This is a genomic window from Pseudidiomarina terrestris (assembly GCF_030466375.1).
In the GTDB taxonomy this organism is placed as follows: domain Bacteria; phylum Pseudomonadota; class Gammaproteobacteria; order Enterobacterales; family Alteromonadaceae; genus Pseudidiomarina; species Pseudidiomarina terrestris.
The window spans coordinates 119943-144836 of record NZ_JAGGJE010000006.1 but is presented as its reverse complement, the minus strand read 5'-3'; the positions used below and the strand labels follow the sequence as shown (position 1 = coordinate 144836).

Here is a 24894-nt window from a genome sequence, read left to right as displayed (position 1 = left end):
ATGACTATAACAAGAGTCGACCTCATCGGGCTTTAAATAACCTGCCACCCTTGCAGTTCGTGGCATCCATTGAAAATTGAACAGCTCAATTCATTCAGGGAGTGGTTCTAATAATGGGGGCCTGTCAACGACAGCTCAATTCATTCCTCGAGTGGTTCTAATAATGGGAGAGACGTCACTTCCTAGCGCTTAAATCTCTTCATTCATCACCGCAACAACGTCAATTTCAAATTTATTTTTAATCTCTTCGACTAGGTTGATCGCCAGCTCTTCTAATTTCTTAAGAATCTGCCCATCGACTAGAGCTTCTAATTGCTTACGTTTGCGTTTCGAAACTTCACCACCATTTTGAATAATAATCGACAAGACCATATCGATTTTATTGTTCGGCAAGTCCGCATTTTCATTGATAAATTTTTTCAAACAGTCGAACACGGTAAGTAAGCATACTTCTTTTAGTAGGTCATCGGAGATGGCTGTATCCATCATCTCATATACAAACTTGACATGCTCGGTGTAGTCCGGAAAGCGATACATGTAATCAATATCATTATGGATTACGATTTTATTGGAATTGTCGAATTCATAATCTAACATCGCCATTATCGGTACTGAGATGGTTTCAAGAACCTGATCGTATTTTTGTTGGTTTTTTAGGATCGCAGAAGATATCGGAATAATAAACTTGTGCTCTGGCTCTCGATGCTTCATTACGTCATGAATAAGATAACGATGGATGCGACCATTTCCATCGTCAAATGGGTGGATATAAACTTCACCAAATGATATCAAAGTTGCATGGAATAACGGGGGAACTGAGCCATCGATCATCAAGTTTTCGTGTAACTTAAATAACCCATTCATCATACTTGCTACGTGTTCTTGTTTCGCTCCAACGTAATGAACGTCTTCATCTCGATTCCCAAACCGTTGAATCGTTGTACCTACATAAATTTCCGATTTACGGTAATCGGCCGCTTTAAACTTATCATCCACAATTTGATTCTGAACGTTGATAAGCGAACACTTATTCAACTCATATAAGCCAACATTTTTTATCGCATTTAGGAATCTTTGCATTCGCTGTCGGTTTGGCTTCTCTCTCTCTATCTCCGTCGATGACTTTGTTTCTTTTGTATAAAGGTAATTAACTGATCGTCCAATCACATCAACTGATAGCTGCTCTCCGATACGTTGCATTTTCGCAAATGCGGTTTTATATACATCAGCCTCGTCAAGCTGATTTATCTCAGTTGTTTTTCGAATCGTAGGACAAAAATCAGGTGTGCCTAGCGCGTTGTTAATAACGCGTGTTCTTTTATCTTTCTGCCCATTTTCCAAGGTGTAGTAGAACTCATCCTCAAATAACTTTATATAATTTGACGATTTTAAGTCCGGGATGTCGAGCTTCTGCCCAGTTAGCCATTCGTACAGAAACCAGAGCACTCGATTATATTGACTTGTCGGTTTATCTAAAATAAACGCAGTAAATTCAGTCACATTAATTTTTTTTAAAATTGCTGCAAAGAAATGTAGTCTGATGCCTTGGTTTTTTATTGCCGCATGCATCTGCGAGTAGGGGTTATCATCGTATTTAAGATGGCCAGGAATTACCTTGCGCTTGCTCCCACCATACTGGATCAACTGTTCTTTTTCGGCATTTGGGTCCTGATAAACCTCCACTCCGAGCTTTGGTAGACGTAGATCGTAATGCAGATTAAGGTAAGCATATCCAACTGGTTTCATAGCAGTCCTTTACTTCTCGCCAAAAAGGTCTTATCGTTAGTCAACGTTTATGTATACGTATATGATAGTTAGTTTACCAGAAAAATCATTGCATTTTAGATATTTTAATTACAAATCAACAGCCACACTTACAACTAGGATATTGGACTTACAAAGTAGATTTTTAACTTACGAATAAATATTTCCTTGTTGATTTGCAATTTTTAGTTACATCAAGTCGTACCAAACCAGCAGCTCAATCGCATCCGCTACCTTCTGATGCGCCTGCCGCCGTTCCTCGTAGTAGTCATACCGGTCGTAAATACCTTCTAAGCCCTTTAGGCTGTGGTTTATAGCTCGTTCGTCAACAACGCCACTGAAGCCTAAAGCAGAGACCTGGCTTCGAAACGTTCGCCGCAGATCGTGCACAGTAAAATGCGCGATATCACCCATGTAATTCGGCCCGGGTTTCTTGCGCCCCTGTTCAATGCCAAACATTTTATTGATCGCACGATTTCTTGTATCGGAACCGATATATGGCTTTGTTGAACCTCTTCGTGCAGGCAGTACATACTCTGAACCGAAAGAGCGGGCTTTGAGCATGTGTAACCACTCAACGGCCTGAGTTGACAGCGGTATAATAATGCCTTTACCTTTTTTCACACGATGGTCTGGAATTTCCCATTCGCCCTTCACGAGATCAAATTCAGACCATGGGGATTCAGCAAGCTCTCCTTTACGCACTCCAAGAACCAAGTATAAGCAAACAGAAAGGGAATTATCCTTACCGAAGCGGTCCATATACTTTCGGAAAATCGTAGTCGCACTTTTAACTTCATCAAGCGATAATGCCCTGTCGCGTGATTTCTCCACACCCCCCAGCATCATTTGTACCAAAGGCAGCGGCCGGGTTATTTAGCGTCAAATCCAGCTTCACCGCGAGCATCGGAAAAACCGGGAAGCTTCAGAAACAACAAAGCCCTTTATTTAAAAGGGCTTTGCAAGCATCAGGAAAATATCGGATACGGTAGAGAAAATTACTCGATGTTCTGGATCTGCTCCCGCATCTGCTCAATCAGCACTTTCAGTTCGACGGCGGCGGTGGTGATGTCGGTGTTGATGGACTTGGAGCCGAGGGTGTTGGCTTCGCGGTTGAACTCTTGCATCATGAAGTCGAGGCGACGGCCGCAGGCTCCGCCTTTGCGCAGGATTTTGCGGGTTTCGACGACGTGGGTGTCGAGGCGGTCGAGCTCTTCAGCGACATCGGTTTTTTGCGCCAGCATCACCATTTCGCTTTCCAGACGCTGCGGGTCAAGCTCAACCTTGGCATCTTCTAAACGAGTGAGTAAGCGCTCACGTTGCCACTCGAGCACTTCTGGCATGCGCTTACGCACGAAAGCCGATTGCTCAGAGACGCCTTCCAGACGCTCTTCTATCAGACGCTCCAGCGCCTTACCTTCGCTGGCGCGATTATCGATAAACTCAGCAACGGCTGTATCAAAGGCGGCCATGACGTCCGCCTGAATCGCATCCACGTCGTCTTCGCTTTGCGCAACCACACCTGGCCAGCGCAGTACGTCGAGTGGGTTCAGATACGACGATGAGCTTTGGTTGGACACCCAGTTGGCACTGGAGATCACGCTTTTCGCCAGCTCTTCGTTCAGCTGCAAGCCGCCCTCAACTTTCTGCTCGATATTGAGGCGCAGGTTGCACTCAACTTTGCCGCGCTGCAATTGCTTGCGCAGCTTCTCACGTAGCATGTTCTCCATCGAACGGAACTGCTCAGGCAAACGGAAGTAGGTTTCTAAAAAACGTTGATTCACTGATCGCAGTTCCCACGTCGCTGTTCCCCATTCGGCTTTCAGTTCGTGGCGCGCGTATCCGGTCATGCTTTGAATCATAGTGAGTATCTCTTAGCTAAAGTTAGCGACAGTTTAACATTGTTTTCCGACACGCGGAATTTCACCGTCAACTCTGCTATAATCGCCGCCCAAATTACTTACAGCTTATTCCCAGTTAAAGGAGCCAGCCTATGCGTCCAAGTGGTCGTACTGCCCAGCAAATTCGTCCGGTGACCATTACCCGCAACTACACCTGTCACGCCGAAGGTTCAGTGCTGATTGAATTCGGTGACACTAAGGTATTGTGCACCGCCAGCGTGGTGAAAGGTGTGCCACGGTTCCTTAAAGGCAAAGGTCAAGGCTGGGTCACTGCAGAGTACGGCATGCTGCCACGTTCCACGCACACGCGGATGGATCGCGAGGCCGCACGAGGCAAACAAGGCGGTCGTACGGTCGAGATCCAGCGTCTCATCGGTCGCTCACTGCGCTCCTGCGTTGATCTGGCGGCACTGGGTGAGAACAGCATTACCATCGACTGTGACGTGTTGCAGGCCGATGGTGGTACCCGCACGGCATCTATCACCGGTGCCTGCGTGGCGCTGGTCGATGCATTGAACTGGATGCGTAAGCAGGGCATGGTCAAAACCAACCCGCTGAAAGGTCTGGTCGCAGCAATTTCCGTTGGCATGTACAACGGCCACCCCGTTGCCGATCTGGACTACCCGGAAGACTCCAAAGCTGAGACCGACATGAACGTAGTCATGACCGAAGCCGGTAAACTGATCGAAGTCCAGGGCACTGCCGAAGGCGAACCTTTCTCGTTCGACGAAATGAATGAAATGCTGGAACTGGCGCGTCACGCCATCCGCGAACTTATGGACCTGCAAAAGCAAGCGCTGGCATAACTTGTATAAGAGGCATAAGAGAGGCATAAGAGGCACGAATGAAAGATTACCAAAAAGACTTTATTGAGTTCGCCATTTCCCGTGGCGTGCTGAAATTCGGTGAATTCACCCTGAAATCCGGGCGCACCAGCCCCTATTTCTTTAATGCGGGCCTGTTCAATCATGGCTCAGACCTCGCCAAGCTCGGCCGCTTTTATGCTGCCGCGTTGCAGGACAGCACAGTCGACTATGATGTGCTCTTCGGCCCGGCTTACAAAGGCATTCCCATTGCCACCGCGGCGGCCATTGCCCTGTACGATGGCTACCAGAAAGATGTGCCTTACTGCTTCAACCGTAAAGAAAAGAAAGACCACGGCGAAGGCGGTAATCTGGTGGGCTCGCCACTGTCCGGCAAAGTCATGTTGGTGGATGATGTGATCACCGCTGGCACCGCCATCCGTGAATCCATGGACATCGTCAGCGCAAACAATGCCGAACTCGCCGGCGTGTTGATTGCGCTGGATCGCCAGGAAAAAGGCCAGGGCGAACTCAGTGCCATTCAGGAAGTTGAGCAGGATTTTAATACCAAGGTGATCAGTATCGTTAAGCTAAACGATGTCATCAGCTACCTAGAAAAAAGCCCCGAGCTGGCTGAGCATCTCGAGGCTGTTACGGCGTATCGCGCTAAATACGGTGTACGTTAAGCACGCATCTTAGAACGATTTGGACGGCGCGTATTGCATGCCAATGCGCGCGTTCATGACCTGACACTCAGCACCGGCTTTTTGCGTGGTCACACTCTCGCCACCGAGTAAGGTCAGCACGAACTGCTCCTGCTTCACTTCAATGCTCTCACGCTCGTTACACAATAAGCGCAAGGCATCGTACATGCCGCGGCCATCGAGGAAGTTGGTGGTTGGGTCTTCTTGCACTACTTTGGCGCTATCGGCCAGCTCGACGTTGGTCAGCTCGTTGCCACTCAGGGTACCCGTTGCGCCTGCCATCAGATAATGAAAGCTGGCCGCGACCGCGCGTTCGTTCTGTTGCGCACCCAGGGCAAAAAACACACCACGCTCACCGACCACTTTAAAGTCGCCGGATTTCAGGTTCACCAACAGCGCCGTCGAGGCGTCAATTCCCACGGCCATCGGCACTCGATTCGTCGCGGCCACGCGCAACAAACGTCCATGGCGGCCTTCCTCACCCACCTGGTTATCCAGTGTCGCCCAGCGGAATAAGCCGGCGCCACCGAGTGGATGATAGGTGGTGCTGTTTTCATTTAAGCCGCGCGGACAGGTATCGTCTTTACCACAACCGTAGCCCGGCATCCGCGCCGAGTGGGCGCCATCTTTTAAGGCTTCGCGGCTGGTGCCTGCTGAAATCATGGCTTTACTGGTCATCACGTTCACCGCTGCACCGGCCGCGGCGACCACCAGCTGCTCTTCGGCAACACGTTCTGCGATGCCAATGGCGAAGCTGTTGGGCTCATTCAGTTGCGTGACAAACAACGGCCGCAACAGATCCGGCGAGCCATCGGCAATATAGATAGCATCCGCATTACGCACCGCGTCTACGGCATCACCCGCCTCACAGAAAGCCAGCTGACGCAGATGCAGATCGGCATGCACGATATCCCGGCGGTAACTATCCATCACCGTTTCCCGGTAAGCATCTAACTCTTCACAAGCGTCTGCGCCACGCGCCGCTAATACGGCAGCATCAAGCGGCAGCCACGAGGCATCCGCACCGGCTGCGGCAAAGCTCTGCAGGTAATAATTGACCTTATCCAGACTGTCACGCTGGCCTGCGGTCAGTACCAGCACGTGGGGCGTCTCGCCAGCGGTCACTTTGCGTGCTTGCGACACTACGTGACGCAGTAACTCCGGTTGCACGTCGTCCTTGGTGGCCGCCAGATTCACGTCATAGCTGACATCATCCGGCACGCGCATTTCGAGATAATCAATGATCATGTTCCATTCGCGCTCGGACAGCTGATCGTACATGTAGCGTGTGGCCCGGCGGGTAAACTCTTCCAGAAACACGCGTTCAGAGATCACGTCCTGCTTCATGCGCTGATGCAGCAGATCCAGGGCTTCGCGCAAGTCATCGCGCACATCCCGACGCATCGGCGTCCAGTTTTTATCATCCAGTAAGCGCTCGACGTAGGCCGAGCTCAGATTGACATAGCGATCCGAGCGCATGGCGTCGGTATCGATCCAGTCGGTCTCGTTACAACGCTGCCAGGCCATGCTCGAGCACACCTCGAGCGGCTCACCGATGGCGATGAACGGGAAAAAATCACTGTCGCTTTGTTCCTGAGCACTTGTTGTGCCCGAAGAAAGACTTGCACTTACCCCGGCAACCAGCGCCAGACAAGTGGTTAAAATAGATGTCCGCATGTACTTACTCCTAACTGACTTGCGTTGTGCGCGGCATTGTAACACCTTTTCATCAGCAACCGAGCTGCTATACTCTTTGCCGTAAGCCGTGCTCTGCATCGTTGCACGTACGATCGTACTTAATAGACCCCTGTAGAGGCCGTAAAGTTGCACTATTCTCGCTTTGCCATCGTTATTTTTCTGGCCGCCACCTGCGCGTTCTGCAGCCCCCAGCTCACGGCGCAAGATGACCCACACAAGATACCTGATGAGCTTATCTTTCGTGCTGCGGATCCCTCGCCGACTGCAAATTTTGTGGTGCAACTGTTCACTGAAGCCTACGCTCGCCTGGGCATTAAGCTGCGCTTTGAGGCCATGCCTCGCAATCGTAGCTTAACAGAGGCCAACAAAGGCCGTATTGCCGGCGAACTGGGGCGGATCCCACGCTTGCATGATGAGTACACCAACCTGGTCCGGGTCGACTTTCCACTGTTTGATTCCGAAGTGGTGATGGTCGCCGATCGTCGCGAGTGCGGTCTGTGTGGCTTCAACAACATCGACAGTTTCGCGTACATCGCGGGCACGCAGTCCGTAGAAGAGGTCCTGCAAGACCGCGCCATCGACATGCCCAGTATCCAGGCCGTGGATATCGCCCAGCTTGAACTGCTGTATGACAACGACCGCGTCGATGCCATTTTGCTGAATGACTTTGAAGCCGAGCAGCTCGCTTCCATCAACGACTACACCATCTTCGTGCCCTATAAGCGCAATACTGGCTATCATTTCCTGCATCAGCAGTACGCCTTTTTGGTGCCGCAACTAGAGGCGATTTTAGAGAACATGCTCGCCAGTGGCCGGATACTGGAGATCCTACAGGAAAATAACGCGCAAATTCGCACCACTCTCGGCTTTGACGAAAGCCCGGAGCTCGGTCCTGTGCGTTTGTCCGCAGGTCTGTGGCCAGAATACACCGAAGCCGATGGTTCAGGCGCCTACTGGCAGGTGATGGAGCAGGTTTTCGCCCCCGTGGCCTCCGAGCTTGACCTGCATGCCAATACCTTTAGTCGCGCCTACCGTGGGCTGGACGACAACAAGTTCGATGCACTGGTCGGGGCCTTAGGTCAGCAGACACCTGAAAATACCATTGTCTCGCGCAATCATCTGGATTTTGACAACCCGCTGTACGTGTTCACCGCCACTGCCGAAGACATGCAAGCGGTCGAGGCGGGTACGTTGCAGCGCCCCGTGTGTCATGTCGCCGGCTACGAATATGAGCAAATGCTGTCGCCGGATTTAAGCTACTACTCTGCTGACAGCCACCTGGATTGCTTCGCCATGCTGGATATGGGCCGTATGGGGGCAGTGGTAGGTTACCTCGAGAATGTGCCGGACTGGACCAATTCTCCCTATAGCATGGTAAAATTACGCGACGCGCTGCCCGTACACGTGGCATTTCAGAAGACGCCGCGCGGCTTTCGTTTGCGTGACTGGTTTGATGCGCAATTTCGCGAACTGGTCACCTCGGGTGCCATTCGCGACATCTATACCGAGGAAATGATTCGGCGGGGCTATCTGCATCTTAATCTGCCACCTGAACCCAACCCGGTGCGCGCCGCCAGATAACCGAGCGGCTGCTGAAGAACCCTTACAAGGACGCTGTTGCATGTTTCACATTGCTTTACACACGCCGGTGATGCCGGCCAATACCGGCAATATCATTCGTCTGAGCGCCAATAATGGCTGCCAGCTGCACCTGATTGAACCGCTGGGTTTTGACTTTGAAGAGAAGAAGCTGCGCCGCGCTGGCCTCGATTACCATGATTTAAGTAATGTGAAGCGTTATCCTGACTTTGCCGCGTTCAAAGCAGCGATGGGCGCACGCCCGATGTTTGCCTGTACCACCAAAGGCAGTCGCAGCTATACCGATGCCAGTTATGCGGACGAGTCGGTTCTGTTGTTTGGTTCGGAAACCAGTGGCCTGCCCGATGACGTGATGGCGCAGTTTGATAGTGAGCACCGCATTCGTATTCCGATGATGCCCAACAACCGTTCACTGAACTTAGCCAATGCGGTGGCCATCATCAGCTACGAGGCCTGGCGCCAACATGATTTCGCCGGAGGTGATTAGGTGATAGAGCCAAAGCAGACCCAGCCGCCGATGGGTAAACCCCGCGATTATGGTTTCTGGGTCAAGATTGCCACCCGCGCGTCGGTCAGCGTCGCTCTGACCCTGGTGATTGTGAAGCTCTGGGCCTGGATCAGCACCGATGCCTCAAGCATGCTGGCCTCGGCCACCGACTCCATGCTCGATACGCTGGCGTCGCTGTTTACCTTTTTCTCGGTTCGTTATGCCCTGCAACCCGCCGACCACGAGCATCGCTTTGGCCACGGCAAAGCCGAATCGCTGGCGGCGCTGGTGCAGTCGGCACTTATCACCGGCTCTGCCTTACTACTACTAGTGCACAGCGCACAGCAGTGGTGGCAAGGCGAAAGTGTGAGCAAACCCACCCTGGGTATCTATGTGTCGATTTTCGCCATTGCCCTGACCCTGGCGTTAGTGGTGTTGCAGCGGGTCGCCGTCAAGCATACCGATTCCAAGGCTATCGCCGCCGATCACCTGCATTTTCAATCGGACTTATTACTCAATAGTGCGGTTATTGTCGCTTTGGGATTAAGCGCTTATGGCTGGTACTGGGCGGACAGTTTGTTTGCCATTTTAATTGCGATTTATCTGGCCTATGGCGCCATTCGCATTGGCTGGGAAGCCTTTCAGGGGCTGATGGATCGGGAGTTACCGGAGCCGGACAAAGACAAAATCGTGGCGGTGCTGAAGTCGACCAAGGGCATTCATGGTTGGCACGATCTGCGCACCCGCGCTTCCGGGCCAATGCGCTTTATCCAGTGCCATGTGGAGTTAGACGATGATTTATCATTGCGCGAAGCTCACGATATTGCCGATGGCGCCGAACGCGAGTTACACGAGCTGTTTCCCGAGACCGATGTGATTATTCACATGGATCCACTTTCTGTGGTGCCCGCTCGCCGGCAAACCAGCTCAACAAGCGATTGACCACAGGCTCGCGGTAGGCGTCACTTTCAATAAAGATCTCGTGCTTGGCGTCAGCGACCACCATCACCTGGCTCTGCGGATGGGAGAGTGCGCAGACAAATTCGCGCTGCGCCGCGGCGTCCACGACCGTATCACCGCCGGCCTGCACCACCAGCACCGGAATATGAATATCCCCGGCCTCGCCAATGGCGCGTCGCGCCGCACTGAGCGCTTCAGCGATCCAGCGAAAGCTTGGTCCACCTAACTGCACTTCCGGATGCTCACGGTAATGTGCGCGAAAGGTCTGGTAGCGTGCTTCGCTATGCGACAGCTCATTTTTGGCAAAGGGTGTTTCCACATAGTCGCCAGTTCCGGGAAAATACCAGGGTGTTTGCGGAGCGATAAGCTGGTTCAACGCGGCTCCGGTGCGGGTGATGGCCACGGCCAGCCAGTGCGGGATCCAACCGGTCTGAATTCCGAACATGGGCGATGACAGCACCGCCGCTTGCACTTCATGCGGGTAACGCGCCAGATACAGTGCCGCGATGGCGCCGCCCATCGAGTGGGCGATCAGATACAGCGGCAAGTGCGTGCCGTAATGCTCCAGCAGCTGTTGTTCCGTCGCCCGCACAAAGCCGGCGAAGTCATCGACAAAATCATCGAAGTGATGCACATGGCCGTTGTGTGGGTTGGGAGTCAAACGATCGGAAAAGCCCTGTCCGCGGTGATCAAGAATGGCCACGGCGTAGCCTTGCTGGCCGAGCTCCCACACCAGCTCCGGGTATTTAATGGCACCTTCAATGCGGCCCGGGCTGATCAGCACCAACGCTTTTGCATCAGGTGGGCAGACCAGGTAATAGCATAAGTTGATCTCATGCGGACGCTTTAGATAGCGCTGTTCGGCATATTTATACCAGTACGGCATGACCGTATCGTCATAGAACGACTGCCACGCTGTTTTATTATCGTCGTGCACTGCTGTGCTCCTGAGCGGTGACTTGCCTAGCTTTTACCGTTCTGATCAGTACCATTTCCCGGCTCTGATAGCGGCAAATTGACTGCCACTTCCAGGCCCCCTTCAGGGTGATTGCGTGCGCTGATGGTGCCACCTAATACTGCTGCGGCGCGCAAACTGAGCGCCATTCCCAGGCCCACACCGGCTTTATGGTTGCGGGAGAGATCGGCACGGTAGAAGGGCGTAAACAACTGACTGAGTTGATCATCCGGAACGCCTGGTCCGTGATCGCGAATGATAATAGTGTAGTCATTGCTGGTTGTCTGACAACTGATTTCGACATCGTCATCGCTGTACTGCAAAGCGTTGCGCACCAGATTCTCGATCACCAGCCGCAGTAACTCGGGATCGCTTTCGCTGACCGGCCATACGCCATCGCCCTGAAATTGTACGCGCTGACCCTGACTGGCGTTCACGTAACGTAAGTCTTTGATCAGCTGCGTCGCCAGACGACGGATGTCCACCTGCTCGGTTTGCAGCTGCACCAAGCCGTTTTCCAGCCGTGACAACGACAGAATGCGCTCAATAATCGTGCTGAGTCGCTCCAGATCACGCCCCAGCTGGTCGATGTGATTGGCTTGTTGCTCCGGCGAATCCTGCTCCTGACTAAGCATCAATGCCACTTGCATCCGCGCCAGCGGCGAGCGCAGCTCATGGGAGACGTCCGACAATAAGCGCCGCTGAGCATCGCGGGATACGGCCAGATCATAGGCGGTGGTCGCCAGTGCCCGCGCCAGCTCGCCCAGCTCATCATTACGTTTGGGTAACCGTCGTAAATCTGGTTTCTCGCTGCCTTTAGCAATTTCGCGGGTGGCCTGGGTCAGACGCCGCAACGGCATCACCAGCCAGGCACCAAGTAGAATTGAGATTGCCAAACTTCCGACCAGCAGCGCCAGGGTTTGCACTCGCTGGGTCTCGCGTTCAGTCAGCACTTGCTCCTGACGTTCATCGGGGGTAATGGGACGGGTGATGAGAATCCGATAGTCTTCCAGCTGGAAGGGACCGAGCAACATCAGATTGCCCAATGGCAGTTGTTGCGGTTGCTCGGCCTCGAGTTGACGCATCAGGGTGCCGCGGTAATTCATGCCCAGAGTGCGATCCAGTTGCAGCCGCTCCTTGCCTGAGGGGGCCAGGCTTGCCGCCACCCGATAGTCGCCGGCCAGCAGACGACCCGGCGTCAGCGACCGAAAAGTCGCCACCTCTGACAACAGTGGTGCCAGTGACTCCTGCACTGCGGTCGGCACCGGTTCCGGCTCAATGGGTTTGCTAAACCACAAGGCCAGCAGGTAACCACTGCTGGCCACTGCGAACAGTAGCACCCAAAACAGCAACAATAGTCGCAGTGAGAGCGAGTGGTACCAACGCATTTAAAAAGTGCCCTGAGTTAAGACTTATGCAGAATGCGATAACCACGGCCACGTACGGTCTGAATACGCTCCGGCTCGCTTGGAAGTTTCTTGCGGATATTACTGATATGAACATCCAGGCTGCGATCAAAAGGGGCCAGCGAGCGACCCAGCGCTGCCACAGATAGCTGGTCTTTGCTGATCACTTCACCGGCGCCACGGACTAGCGTGCGCAGGATATCAAATTCCGTTGGGGTCAGCTCCAGCTCGGTGCCATCGCAGGTGACTTTATTATGGGTCGGATCGACATAGAAACCAGCAAATTCTGTGGCTTCCTGTCGTACACTGGTTGCCGGAGTGCGGCGCAGCAAGGCTTTAATTCGGGCCACCAGCTCACGCGGATAAAACGGCTTGGGCAGGTAATCGTCTGCCCCTAGCTCCAGTCCCGCCACCCGATCATCGTCGTCACCACGCGCGGTCAGCATCAGTACCGGGGTGTTGCGCGCTTGTTGGCGCAGTCGTTGCAGCAACTGAAAACCATCGATTCCGGGCAACATAACATCGAGCAATATCAGGTCGTAAGACCCGCTTAACGCGCGTTCCAGACCGGTTTCCCCGTCTGCTGCGAGCGTTAATTGAAAACCTTCCTTGGTGAGGATCTGCTCCAACATACTGCTCAGTTCAGCATCGTCATCAACAAGTAGCAATTTGCTCATAAGTGTCCCTGTGTTGTTATTGTTAGCTTTACAGACTAAGCATTATGTAAAGACGTACTTAAATAGATAGTGTATTTACGTTTCTTTTACCAACTCTTTGAGCTTTCGCGTAAGGGTGTTTCGGCCCCAGCCTAATTTTTCTGCAGCCCGTTGTTTATGGCCATTGGTGCTGCTAAGCGCGAGATCGATCGCCATCCGTTCGATAGTCTCGGTCAGCTGCGTCAGAATGTCGTTTTCATCATTGTCCAGGCGCTGTTGCAAATAGCTGCGTACGGCAGCTTCCCAGTCGTCGGCGGTCGCCCCGGCTGCATTCACTGCCGGTACTGAACTGATGCCTGCGGGTAAATCAGCAACATCGACCCAGCGCCCGGGTGCCATCACCGTCAGCCAGCGGCAGGTATTTTCGAGCTGGCGGACATTGCCCGGCCAGTCGGCGTCTTGCAAGCGAGCCTCAGCGGCGGCGGTCAGTTGCTTGGGCTCGGCATTGAGCTCCTCAGCGGCTTTTTGCAAAAAGTGCTGGGCCAGTTGCGGAATATCGCTGCGGCGCTCGGCCAGAGTGGGTAATTGCAGGCGGATCACGTTCAGGCGGTGAAACAAATCTTCACGGAAGCTGCGCTCTTCGACGCGCTGTTCCAGCTGCTGATGGGTCGCGGCGATGGTGCGTACATTGACGCGTACCGGCTCATAGCTGCCCACTGGGTAAAACTGCCCTTCCGCCAGTACCCGCAACAGACGGGTTTGCACGGCCAGGGGCATATCACCGATTTCATCTAAAAACAGCGTGCCGCCGTCTGCCTGTTCAAAACGCCCGCGGCGGCGCTGGGTGGCGCCGGTAAAGGCACCTTTTTCATGGCCAAATAACTCAGACTCAATCAAATCACCGGGGATCGCCGCCATGTTCAATGCAATAAAGGGCTTACCTTTACGTGGACTGTGTTCGTGCAGGGCACGGGCGACCAGTTCTTTACCTGTTCCCGAGGCTCCGGTCAGCAACACCGTGGCGCTGGATTGCGACAACCGCCCGATGGCACGAAACACATCCTGCATGGCGGGGGCCGCGCCGACTAATCCGGCAGGGGCTGCCCCTTCTGTGGATGACTTTTGCTGCGGAGCCTGCATGGCGCGACGCAAGGTCCGCAACACTTCATCGAGATCAAAAGGCTTGGCTAAGTATTCGAAGGCGCCGCCCTGAAAGGCACTGACGGCCGAGTCTAAATCGGAGTGCGCGGTCATCACCACCACCCGCAATTGCGGAAACTTATCCTGCACGTACTGCAGCACCGCCAGGCCATCATCGCCGGGCATCCGAATATCTGTTAACAGCACCTGCGGCTGGTTCTGCTCCAGCGCTTTATACAAACTCGCGGCATCGGCGAAGCTGCGACTGTCAATGTCGGCTCGTTGCAACGCCCGCTCCAGCACCCAGCGGATCGAGCTGTCATCATCAAGTACCCAGACCGGCTGCTCACTTTGTGACATGGGTTGCTCCGTTACTGTAACGCGTCTCAATGTAAGGTAAATACAACAGGAACCGCGTACAGTGCGGCTCGGATAAAACTTCTATTTTGCCGGCATGCTGGTGCACCACGTTCTGGGTGATGGCCAGACCAAGCCCGGTGCCGCCGGCACGACCACTGACCATGGGGTAAAATAACGTGTCTTTCAGTTGCGCTGGCACGCCCGGACCATTGTCCTGTACCTCAATCACGGCACAGCGCCGGTAGCGCTGCCCGTACAGCGTCTGCTGATGCAGCACTCGAGTGCGCACGATGACCTCTCCACCAGTCTGGGCAGCGTCATCGGCAATGGCTTCACTGGCGTTCATTACGACATTCAGTAGCGCCTGTTCAATGCCGTCAGCCGCCATGGTCAGTTCCGGTAAACTGGGATCGTAATCACGCCGGAAGCTAATGTTCGAAGGGGCACTCAGTTGCGCCACGGCAATCACCCGCTCGATAACTTCATGCACATTGGTCGCTGTGCGCTCGGGCAATTCGTGCGAGCCGAGCATGCGATCAACCAGATTGCGGAGCCGATCGGCCTGACTGATAATTAAATCGGTGTAATCGTGCAGCTGTTTATCTTCGAGTTCGCCCGCCAGCAGTTGCGCAGCGCCGCGCAGCCCGCCAAGGGGATTTTTAATCTCGTGCGCCAGCCCGCGGACAATACTATGGGCGGCTTGTAACTGTTGCTGCTGCGAGTTTTCCTGGTTGATGCGGCGGATTTGGTCCACCTGACGCAGTTCGACCAGTACCTGTCCCGTATCACTTTTCCGGGTCAGAGGTTGGGCCACAAACTCGACGGTGACGCGCTGGCCATCATGGAAAATCCAGGTAACGTCGCTATCGGAAACGCTTTGCTGATCACGTAACGCCTGACGTAACACTTCGGGTTCCAGTGAGCTGTAACTGAACAGACTGAATAAAGGGGTACCAAGTAAGCGTTTGCGACTACCATCGAGCATGGTCTCGGCCGCAGCGTTCATGTAGCGAATATGCAGCTGCTCATCGAGCTGCACAATGCCAGTGAGCAGCTGATCCCAATCTGGTTGCACCACATTGGTGCAATCAGTTTTGGCCACTCGTGCCACCCGCGTTGTTATTCAGGGCTGGATTGTAAATACTTGCCTGATGCATATAGATCACTGTGGTGTCAGAGCGTGCTAGCTCTGCGCCCTGCTCACTGTACATACGTACCTGCAGGCGATGCTCGCCACGGTTTAATCCTTCCAGACTAACCCCGGAGGCAGGTCCTTCGTAGGCTACCTGGTTGTCGACGAAGAGCTTGAAGCTGACGCGACCACGGACATTACGTACGCTTTCCGCCCATGCCACATTCATCCGGCCACGATTGTCGCGGACGGTGGCTTCATGTTCGGGGCTGACAATTTCGACACTGGCCTCGACCTGTTGCTCAGCATCGCTGGCTTCGTCGTCAGAGGTTTCAGTTTGGGTACGCGTCACTGGCGCAAAATCGCTGGTGACGGTATTGATGTTGATACGTTCGGCACCTTCTTGCTTCTGATCGGTGTAGATCACGGTGCCGTCTTCTAATACTTTACGATAAACCTGAGCTTCGCTGACTGCGCCCACCAACAGGAGGCTCACGAACGTTAGTACGGCTAGTAAAGTGCGTAAGAACGGTTGCATCGCTTCGCCTCCTTAGAGAGATTTAGTGGGTCATCACAACCTGTGAATTAGACACTGTAGTACAGATCAAATTCAATTGGATGTGTGGTCATCTTCAGGGTCATGACTTCTTTTTGCTTGAGCGCAATGTACGCATCAATCATTTCGTCGCTCATGACGCCGCCCTGTTTCAGGAAGTCACGGTCTTTATCCAGTGCTTCCAATGCCATTTCCAATGAATGACATACCGTCGGAATTTCTTTCGCTTCTTCCGCTGGCAGGTCGTACAAGTCTTTGTCCATGGCGTCGCCAGGGTGGATCTTGTTCTTGATACCGTCAAGGCCCGCCATCAGCAGTGCGCTAAAACACAGGTACGGGTTCGCTGCCGGGTCAGGGAAACGTACTTCAATACGACGGCCCTTGGCATTTGAAACCAGTGGAATACGAATCGAAGCTGAGCGGTTACGCGCTGAGTAAGCCAGCATCACGGGTGCTTCAAAACCAGGTACCAGGCGCTTGTACGAGTTGGTGGCCGGGTTTGCGAACGCGTTGATAGCACGGGCATGCTTGATGATACCGCCAATGTAGTACAGTGCAGTTTCGCTCAGGCCGCCGTACTTGTCGCCGGCAAACAGGTTCTTACCGTCTTTTGCCAGTGACATGTGTACGTGCATACCAGAACCGTTATCGCCCACCAGTGGCTTCGGCATAAAGGTTGCGGTCATACCATAAGAATGCGCTACGTTGTGCACCACATACTTATAAACCTGGATTTCATCCGCTTTTTTGGTCAAGGTGTTGAAGCGGGTGGCGACTTCGTTCTGACCAGCGGTTGCTACTTCGTGGTGGTGCGCTTCAACCACTAAGCCCATGTCTTCCATCACCGTGCTCATGGTGCTGCGGATGTCGTGTGCAGAATCCACTGGTGGTACCGGGAAGTAACCGCCTTTCACGCTTGGACGGTGTGCCATGTTGCCTTCAGAGTACTCTTTACCTGAGCTCCACTTGGCTTCGTCGGCTTCAATTTTGTAAAACGAGCCGCTCATGTCCGTGTGGAAACGTACGTCGTTGAACAGGAAGAATTCTGGCTCCGGGCCAAAGAATGCAGTATCCGCAATACCTGCGCTTTGCAGATAAGCTTCAGCGCGGCGTGCGATCGAGCGCGGGTCACGGTCGTAACCTTGCATCGTGTCTGGCTCAAGGATGTCACAGACCACGTTCATGGTCATTTCGTCAGTGAACGGGTCCAGCACCACTGAGCCGCAGTCTGGCATCAACACCATGTCGGATTCGTTGATACCTTTCCAACCGCTGATTGAAGAACCATCGAACATTTTACCGTCCTGGAAAAAGTCTTCGTCGATCTGCGACACCGGGATGGTGACGTGCTGCTCTTTACCTTTAGTATCGGTAAAGCGCATATCTACGAATTTGACTTCGTTTTCTTCAATAAACTTCATTACGTCTTGTGGTGTCGACATGTGTTCCTCCGGAATCGCGAATGTCAGTTAACAAAAAAGTATAGTTCGTCTGGCCAAAAAGATTGCAATCGCCATGCCAATTCTAAATTATCCCGTTAATTCAGACACTTAAATCTAAGTCCGTGAATGGTGCCGGTTAGCGTAGCGGCTCAGACGGGTCTTTCATTAACTTTTGCACCATTGTAGTGCAAAAAGCTGCACTAGAACAGTGCAGCTGTTGATTTAGTGCTGAAACCGGGGGTGGGTCTAGCTTTGTTTTGCCAGACGCCGTTTCAGCAGCGATGCATACAGCAGTGGGATCACGATCAGCGTCAGTACCGTCGACACCGCGATACCGAAAATCAAGCTCACCGCGAGGCCATTGAAGATGGGATCATCGAGAATAAAGAAGGCGCCCATCATGGCGGCAATAGCAGTCAGTACAATCGGCTGGGTGCGCACGGCCGCGGCGGTAATGACCGCCTCGTTCAACGGCTTGCCGGCGGCCACTGCTTCGCGGACAAAATCGACCAGCAGGATTGAGTTGCGAACAATAATACCGGCCAGCGCAATCATGCCGATCATCGAGGTCGCGGTAAACTGCGCGCCGAGCAGCGCATGCCCCGGCATGATGCCAATCAGGGTCAGCGGAATCGGCGCCATGATCACCAGCGGTGTACCGTAGCTGCCAAAGTGGCCGACCACCAGCAGGTAGATCAGCAACAGCCCGACCGCGTAGGCAAGCCCCATATCACGGAAGGTTTCATAGGTGATTTGCCATTCGCCATCCCATTTGACCGCGGCCTGATCCCACTCATTGGGCTGAGTGATGTAGCTCTGCGGCAGATCAATGGTCCCTGCGGCAGCGAATAAGCCATACAAAGGCGAATCGAGTTCACCGGCCATGTCCGCGGTCACATAGACCACCGGGCGCAAGTCTTTGTGCAAGCGAGGCTGCTGCAGTGGCACTTCAACCCGCTCAATGAAGGCGGTCAGCGGCACACTAGCGCCCTGTGCGCTGGTCACGGTGAGGCTCTCAAGCTGGGCCAGTTGCCCTTGCCAGGCAGCTGGCAGGTACAGCTGTACCGGCACCGGTTGCAATTGATCCGGCACTGCCACATAGGTCACCGGCAAGCCATGCAAAGCCGTTTGCAAGGCCTGCGTGGCCTGCTGCGGCCGGACACCTAGCTGGGTAGCGCGGGCATAATTGATTTGCCAGATCTCTTCGGTACCTGCAGCCACCAAAGTGGTATCGACATCCACCACACCGTCAGTTTGTTGCAACTGCTGCTGCACGTGCCGGGCCGCGGCCTCTCGTTCGGCGGCCGAGGGGCCATACACCTCAGCAACAATAGGTGCCAGCACCGGTGGCCCGGGGGGCACTTCCACCACTTTCAGCTGGCCGCCGGCGGCAGTCACAATAGGTGTCAGCAGTGGCCGCAGTGACCGGGCTACCTCATGGCTGGCCCGTTCACGCTCACCTTTCGCCGCCAGTGTCACCTGAATATCGCCCTGATAAGCGGCGCTGCGTAAATAGTACTGCCGCACCAGGCCGTTAAAGCCAATCGGCGAGGCGGTCCCGGCGTAGATCTGCGTCGCCGTGACTTCGGGGACTTGGTCGAGCTTTTGCGCAAGCTGCAGCAGTACTGCATTCGTCCGCTCCAGGCTGGTATCTTCTGGCATGTCCAGCACCAGCTTGATTTCACTCTTGTCATCAAAGGGCAGCATTTTCATCACCACTGCCTGCACCACGGCCAGGCCTAGCACGGCAATAATCAGTGCGATCAGAGCAAAGCCCATCAAGTAACGGCGCTTACGGCTCTCCAGCAACGGCTGCATCACCGCTGTGAACAGCCGTTGTAAGCGGCTGTCTGCCGGCGACTGGTGGTCAGACTCTGGCTGGCCATGAGCGCTCGGCCCAGGAGCAGCGGAATCGCGCAACACATGCCGCGCCAGCCAGGGCGTGACCGTCAATGCGATAAGCAGCGATAGCAGCATTCCCATCGAGGCGTTGATCGGGATCGGGCTCATGTACGGTCCCATCAGGCCGCTGACAAAAGCCATCGGCAGCAACGCTGCGATGACCGTAAAGGTTGCCAGTATGGTTGGTCCGCCTACCTCGTCGACGGCCGGGGGAATGGCCTCTTTGAGGGACTTGCCCAGCGCCAGATGACGATGGATATTTTCGACCACCACAATGGCATCATCGACCAGAATACCAATAGAAAAAATCAACGCGAACAACGATACCCGGTTCAGGGTGAAGCCCCATGCCCAGGACGCGAACAACGTCGTCGCCAGCGTCAGCACCACAGCGCTCCCTACTACCACAGCTTCGCGTTTACCCAGCGTGAAAAGCACCAGCGCAACCACTGAAATGGTGGCAAAGATCAGCTTTTGGATCAGCTTGCTGGCTTTGTCGTCTGCGGTTTGGCCGTAATTACGGGTCACCTCAACCTGCAGCGCTGGCGGCAGCCATTGCTGCTCGAGCGTCGCTAAACGATCCAGCACCCGCGCCGCCACATCGACGGCATTCTCGCCAGCTTTTTTGGTCACCGTCATGGTGACTGCGGGTTGCGCCTCGCCGTTTTTGGCACGGGACCAGACGTAACGTGAGGGCCGGTTGGCGCCGCTGCTGACTTCAGCCACCTGCTGTAAGCGCACCGGGCGACCATCAACCACAGCGACAATCAGCTCGCGTAATTCTTGCGCGCTGGCAATAAAACCACCGGCCTGCACTGCCACCTGACGATTTTGCGCCAGTCGGTAGCCCGCCTGCGCACTGACATTCTGACTGGCCAGCGCTTGCGCGACCCGGGAAATATCGAGTCCGACTTTCGCCAGCGCGGCATTATCCAGGGTGACACTTAGCTGCTCGGGCTCGGCGCCAATGACCTCGATATCACGCACACCGGCAACGTTTTGCAGTGGCGCGCGTAAGGTATCGGCAACGGCTTTTAAATCCAGCTCCGTTGAGGTCAGGGTCAGCCCCAGAATAGGCACATCATCAATACCACGGGCTTTCACCAGGGGCTGGCTGGTCTGCGGATGCTGGCGTTGCCAGGCGGCCAGGGTATCAAATAACTCCACCAGTGCCTGATCGCGGGGAATCCCCACGGCAAACTGCACCGTGACCAGTGCTTGTCCGGCTTGTGACATTGAATAGATATGCTCAATGCCCTGCATCCGGGAAAAATGTTGCTCCAGTGGTGTAGTCAGCTGTTGCTCAACTTGTTCGGCGCGCGCGCCAGGAAAGGCCACCATGACATCCGCCATGGTGACGTCAATTTGTGGCTCTTCTTCCCGGGGCGTGATCATGGCTGCCATCAGGCCCAGCAGCAGGCCAAATAGCGCCAACAACGGCGTGATTTGAGAGCGCTCCCCCCAGGCCGCGAGGCGTCCGGCGATGCCCATCTTAGTTGCCATACTGGACCACCTCACCGGCTGCTAAACCAGCGACAATTTCAAGTTGATCACCGTAGGTATCGCCCGTGCGTACCGCACGCCAACTGCCATCAGCAAGTTTGACTAAGGTCATCTCACCCTGCCGGTACAGCGCTTTGGCCGGCACAACAATGCCCTGATGTTCGGCCACCTGCACCTGCACGCTCTGCCATTGGCCCGGCAAAAACCCGGTATTGGCGGGCAGGTTCAGGCGAATACGCTGGGTGCCCGATTGTTGATGTGCCGTTGGGAACACCTGAAAATCCACAGGTTCGACGCCGGCCACGCGTGCCCACTGATACTCTGCCGCAGCACTCGCATAGGTAGCGGGGATATCCACATGAATACGCAGTTGTTCAGGGTCGAAACCGCTCAGCAGCGGCGTACCCGGCTGCACCAGTTCACCCGGCTCGACCAGACGTTCACTGACCAGCCCCCCGTAAGGCGCTTTGACTTCCGTATAGGACAGTTGCTCCTGGGCGCGGGCAACCGCCGCGGCGGCGCTCTTTTGCTGCGCTTTAGCGGTATCCAGTGCGGCTTGCACCCGATCCTCTTCAGCCTTGGGCAGCAGGTTTTGCGTAACCAAGCGTTCCACGCGGTCATACTCTTGCTGAGCAGCCAGAAGATTCGCTTTGGCGGCAGCGAGCTGCGACTGAGCCTGATTGAGCAGCTGGTACTGTTCAACGGAGGTGATCGTCACAATAGTCGCGCCAGCGGGAACTTCATCACCCACCTCAACCAACACCCGTTCAACCCGTCCGGACACCTGCGCCGAGACGGTGGCCGCGTTCGTGGCCTCGACCACCCCTTGCAACTGCAGATAGTCAGCAAGTCGTTGCTCGCTGGCCGTTGCTGATCCCTTGGTCAGTGCCGGTTCAGCCTGTACCGGGGCTATCGCTGCCAAACCAACGGCGACCGCGATGATGGCCAGCAGGCCCGTGCGCGCTAAGTTATTCATTTAGTTATCCTCAACCCAATTTCATATGGCCTTATTTTAGGATGTTCTAAATTAAAGATCCAGCTCGGCGTGAGGTTTGTTTGCTGCTAACGATTCCCAAGCCCTGAATCCTGTGCTAGTTTTGCCTTAACAACCCTATAAGAAAAGCTCATGTATACCTTATTTAGTCGTTCAGCAGCCACTAAATTCGCTATTGCCGTCGCTAGCTTTTTCATCATTATTGGCCTCGTCGGTATCGTCGAATTTCTAGCCTATCAAGACCAGCTTTTAATGGCCTTGATCCCTGGTGCTATGTCTGTGGCAAGCACCTTAATTGGCTGTGGTTTGGTAGCCGTTCTGTACCGCAACGTGCTGATGGCACGAATTTTTGGTGCTGCGTTGCTAGTGCTGCTGGCGGGCTTACTATGGATAGCCGACTACGTTGTTGCTGCACGCCTGGTGGCGCTTCCTATTGAATTGGTTCTGGCAACTCTGGCAAGCACCGCCTCGCTGTTCCTGTTCCCCCCAGGCAGCCGGGTCGCCCGTTTCCTGTGGCCCGCAGTAGTCGCTTTTGACCTGCTTATTTTTGTGTTTTTACAGGCACGTTTGTGGGGGCTGCCCTTGCTGCCGAACTTCGACCCACTGCAAGCGAGTTTTCCGACCTTAACTCTGGTCGCAATTTTGATTTTGTTCGGCGCGCTGACCCTGGCGATTCTCTATTGGCGCGGTGACGGCCCAACGCATCGTAATTGCACGTCCAAGCGCACCATAGTGACCTTGGCTATGATGACCGCAACCGGTTTCGGCGTCTGGTATGCACTGACCTTGAGTGACTTAGCCACCGCCAGTGATGCGGCTCGGTCGCGAATTACCATGACCGGCAGCATGATCGAGTCCACGCTTAGCGAGCAACGTAAATTGGCAGAGCGCATGCGTGAACGCTTGCTTCAGGTTGAGGACGACGAAACCTTTCAGAAGGTATTGCGCAAAGACACCGAAGCCTATCAGCAAGACTTCGCCATTATTCGTGGCTTTGTCATTTACAATGAGCAGTTGCAGCCCATTGAAACCGTTGGTTACGGCAGCGCTTTCCTTGCCGGGGGCTTCCTGTCATCGGCGGATTTTAACGCGTGGTTACAGTCCATTGACCTTTCCATCAACCTCATCATCAGCGGAGCCTCGCTGACCACTGACAATCCGATTTTTATGCAGGGCGTTCCTGTGCGTCATCCTGACGGCGAACTTGTTCGGGTGGTGATGTTACTCGACGCCAATCGCGTCATTCATACCGAGTATCTGAATCCTTTCTCAGACATGCGCACCTATTTACAACTGGCGCCTGACCTGCTGGTACCCATGGGGCATGACAAAAATGAAGTACTAACTGAAGAACAGCTGATACAACGCTTTCCCCATCATGTTGTCGACACCGTGATGATTGCCGGTGCCGGCGAAGCTCGGTTTTACAGTGTGTTAAGTGATTATTCCCAGATTCAGACCGGTTCTCAGTTGAACCAGTTAATGCTGTGGTTGACCTTTGCCTTTGTGCTTATCTATGCGCTGGCCGAAGACAGCGCGCAGCGCCTGAGCGAAAAACAAGATGAACTGCGTCATCTGGCACGCCACGATGACATTACCGGCTTACTCCGTCGCGATGTCTTTAATGCCTACCTGCAGCAGCGGGATCGTGATAGCACAGCCTTGCACCGCGCGATATTCTTTCTAAACCTCGATGGTTTTAAACCCATTAACGATAGTCTCGGCCACCGACTGGGTGACCGGGTTCTGGCGGAAACCGCTGCCCGTATCCGCACAGTTGCGCCAGGCAACGCTCAGTTAGCACGTTTTAGCGGTGATGAATTTGTGATTTATCTGGAAAGCTCGGCCAGTCCGCAAGCCGACGTCATTGCCGAGCAACTCATCGAGGTGGTGCGCAAGCCGTATCATATTAATAATATTGAGGTGCACCTGACTGCCAGCGTTGGAGCCGTCCGCAGTAACGGCGAGGATCGCCACGCGGCCAACATGATGCAGCATGCGGAAATCGCCATGAATGAGGCCAAGCAACTCGGCGGCAATTTATCCTGCCACTTTGTCGAACAAATGGCACAGGACTACCAACGCCAGGTGCAATTGCGAAATGCATTGCAGCTTACCCTTGATCGCAACGGCCTGGAAGTTCATTACCAACCCATTTACGACACCCAGACCCGTGCCATCGTTGCGGTGGAGAGTCTGGTGCGTTGGCGTGAGGATGATGGCAACTTTATCTCCCCCGCCGAATTCATTCCGATTGCGGAAAATACCGGGCAAATCATCCCATTGGGTGAGCAGGTACTGGAATTGGTGCTGCGCGATATTCATGAGCACCCACAACTACGCGACTTACAGGTTTCGGTCAATGTTTCCGCGCCGCAGCTGCAGCGCTATAACTTTGCTAAGCTCCTGCAAAGCCGCTTAACCCATCATCAGATTGCACCGGATAATCTGGCGCTTGAGCTTACTGAAGGAATTTTTGTCGGTGAAGGCAAGACCACCATCGCATCACTGCAGGCTTTACGGGACTTAGGCTGTTGTGTCGCCATTGATGATTTCGGTACGGGCTTTTCAAGCCTGTCGTACCTCAACCGGCTGCCTGCCGACGTCATTAAAATTGATCGTGCCTTTACCGCAGGCCTGACGCAAGACACTGAACTTCAGGCCGTGGTCAAAGGGATTATTGATCTCTGCGCCTATCTGGGTAAGAAGGTTGTTGTAGAAGGTATTGAGACTGAAGCTCAGTTGCAAATATTTGCCGGCATGGGCGTGCAACGGCTGCAGGGATTCTACTTTGCCCGGCCAATGCCACTGCCTGACCTGCTCAAACTTTTAAATAATTAGCCGGAATTATATTTCGTCTGCTATTTGTACAAAAAACCTGTATAATCCACCCCATTTTTCACCCCCCAATCAACAGGCTTGGCCTGTCATT

The 24894-nt window shown here is 54.1% G+C and carries 19 protein-coding genes; 6 read left to right on the top strand and 13 right to left on the bottom strand.

The window, feature by feature from the left end; genetic code table 11:
* Positions 1–189: 189 nt before the first annotated feature.
* The 3 genes from J6J28_RS12380 to J6J28_RS12370 form a co-directional block, all read right to left on the bottom strand.
* Positions 190–1746, bottom strand: a complete 1557-nt coding sequence (locus J6J28_RS12380) for a Fic family protein (protein ID WP_301722157.1) — start codon at positions 1744–1746, stop codon at positions 190–192.
* Positions 1747–1953: 207 nt separating this feature from the next.
* Positions 1954–2598 (bottom strand): tyrosine-type recombinase/integrase, encoded by a 645-nt coding sequence (locus tag J6J28_RS12375; protein ID WP_301722156.1) that lies wholly within the window; start codon positions 2596–2598, stop codon positions 1954–1956.
* Positions 2599–2762: 164 nt separating this feature from the next.
* Complete coding sequence (locus J6J28_RS12370) at positions 2763–3626, bottom strand: YicC/YloC family endoribonuclease (RefSeq protein WP_301722154.1); 864 nt, start codon at positions 3624–3626, stop codon at positions 2763–2765.
* A 131-nt stretch (positions 3627–3757) separates the two neighbouring features.
* On the opposite strand from J6J28_RS12370, the gene rph reads away from it, so the two are divergent.
* A complete protein-coding gene (gene rph, locus J6J28_RS12365) occupies positions 3758–4471 on the top strand; it encodes a ribonuclease PH (RefSeq protein ID WP_301722152.1) in 714 nt (237 codons plus the stop codon).
* Positions 4472–4509: 38 nt separating this feature from the next.
* Positions 4510–5154: an orotate phosphoribosyltransferase gene (gene pyrE, locus J6J28_RS12360; RefSeq protein WP_301722151.1), complete on the top strand. Its 645-nt coding sequence runs from the start codon at positions 4510–4512 to the stop codon at positions 5152–5154.
* 9 nt (positions 5155–5163) lie between these two features.
* On the opposite strand, the gene J6J28_RS12355 is transcribed toward pyrE, so the two are convergent.
* Complete coding sequence (locus tag J6J28_RS12355; protein WP_301722148.1) at positions 5164–6849, bottom strand: type 1 glutamine amidotransferase family protein; 1686 nt, start codon at positions 6847–6849, stop codon at positions 5164–5166.
* A 147-nt stretch (positions 6850–6996) separates the two neighbouring features.
* Here J6J28_RS12355 and J6J28_RS12350 point away from each other — a divergent pair, with 147 nt between their 5' ends.
* From J6J28_RS12350 to fieF, 3 genes are read left to right on the top strand one after another with little or no spacing between them, the layout of a single operon-like run.
* Positions 6997–8451, top strand: a complete 1455-nt coding sequence (locus tag J6J28_RS12350) for a type 2 periplasmic-binding domain-containing protein (RefSeq protein WP_301722147.1) — start codon at positions 6997–6999, stop codon at positions 8449–8451.
* A 40-nt stretch (positions 8452–8491) separates the two neighbouring features.
* Positions 8492–8956 carry a tRNA (cytidine(34)-2'-O)-methyltransferase gene (locus J6J28_RS12345; protein WP_301722146.1) on the top strand — a complete coding sequence of 155 codons (465 nt, stop codon included), beginning with the start codon at positions 8492–8494 and terminating at the stop codon, positions 8954–8956.
* On the top strand, positions 8957–9898 hold the full coding sequence (gene fieF / locus J6J28_RS12340; RefSeq protein WP_335342740.1) for a cation efflux pump FieF: 942 nt from the start codon (positions 8957–8959) through the stop codon (positions 9896–9898).
* Here fieF and J6J28_RS12335 read toward each other — a convergent pair.
* The 9 genes from J6J28_RS12335 to J6J28_RS12295 form a co-directional block, all read right to left on the bottom strand.
* Positions 9834–10853, bottom strand: a complete 1020-nt coding sequence (locus tag J6J28_RS12335; protein ID WP_301722145.1) for an alpha/beta fold hydrolase — start codon at positions 10851–10853, stop codon at positions 9834–9836. The two genes, fieF and J6J28_RS12335, sit on opposite strands and share 65 nt — an antisense overlap.
* A gap of 26 nt (positions 10854–10879) precedes the next feature.
* A complete protein-coding gene (locus J6J28_RS12330; RefSeq protein ID WP_301722144.1) occupies positions 10880–12259 on the bottom strand; it encodes a HAMP domain-containing sensor histidine kinase in 1380 nt (459 codons plus the stop codon).
* A gap of 17 nt (positions 12260–12276) precedes the next feature.
* Complete coding sequence (locus tag J6J28_RS12325) at positions 12277–12954, bottom strand: response regulator transcription factor (protein WP_301722143.1); 678 nt, start codon at positions 12952–12954, stop codon at positions 12277–12279.
* Between the two features lie 75 nt (positions 12955–13029).
* A complete protein-coding gene (gene ntrC / locus J6J28_RS12320) occupies positions 13030–14433 on the bottom strand; it encodes a nitrogen regulation protein NR(I) (protein ID WP_301722142.1) in 1404 nt (467 codons plus the stop codon).
* Entirely contained in the window at positions 14420–15535 is a 1116-nt protein-coding gene (gene glnL / locus J6J28_RS12315) for a nitrogen regulation protein NR(II) (protein ID WP_301722141.1), read from the bottom strand. The genes ntrC and glnL overlap by 14 nt, the downstream gene beginning before the upstream one ends.
* Positions 15522–16103: a hypothetical protein gene (locus tag J6J28_RS12310; RefSeq protein WP_301722140.1), complete on the bottom strand. Its 582-nt coding sequence runs from the start codon at positions 16101–16103 to the stop codon at positions 15522–15524. The genes glnL and J6J28_RS12310 overlap by 14 nt, the downstream gene beginning before the upstream one ends.
* Before the next feature lie 47 nt (positions 16104–16150).
* Positions 16151–17563, bottom strand: coding sequence for a glutamate--ammonia ligase (gene glnA / locus J6J28_RS12305; protein ID WP_301722139.1), 1413 nt, complete (start codon positions 17561–17563; stop codon positions 16151–16153).
* A gap of 246 nt (positions 17564–17809) precedes the next feature.
* Complete coding sequence (locus tag J6J28_RS12300; RefSeq protein ID WP_301722137.1) at positions 17810–20968, bottom strand: efflux RND transporter permease subunit; 3159 nt, start codon at positions 20966–20968, stop codon at positions 17810–17812.
* The gene (locus J6J28_RS12295; RefSeq protein WP_301722136.1) at positions 20958–21944 is read right to left on the bottom strand and encodes an efflux RND transporter periplasmic adaptor subunit; all 987 of its coding nucleotides are present in this window, start codon (positions 21942–21944) and stop codon (positions 20958–20960) included. The genes J6J28_RS12300 and J6J28_RS12295 overlap by 11 nt, the downstream gene beginning before the upstream one ends.
* A gap of 150 nt (positions 21945–22094) precedes the next feature.
* On the opposite strand from J6J28_RS12295, the gene J6J28_RS12290 reads away from it, so the two are divergent.
* Positions 22095–24803, top strand: a complete 2709-nt coding sequence (locus J6J28_RS12290) for a putative bifunctional diguanylate cyclase/phosphodiesterase (protein WP_301722135.1) — start codon at positions 22095–22097, stop codon at positions 24801–24803.
* Positions 24804–24894: the final 91 nt, after the last annotated feature.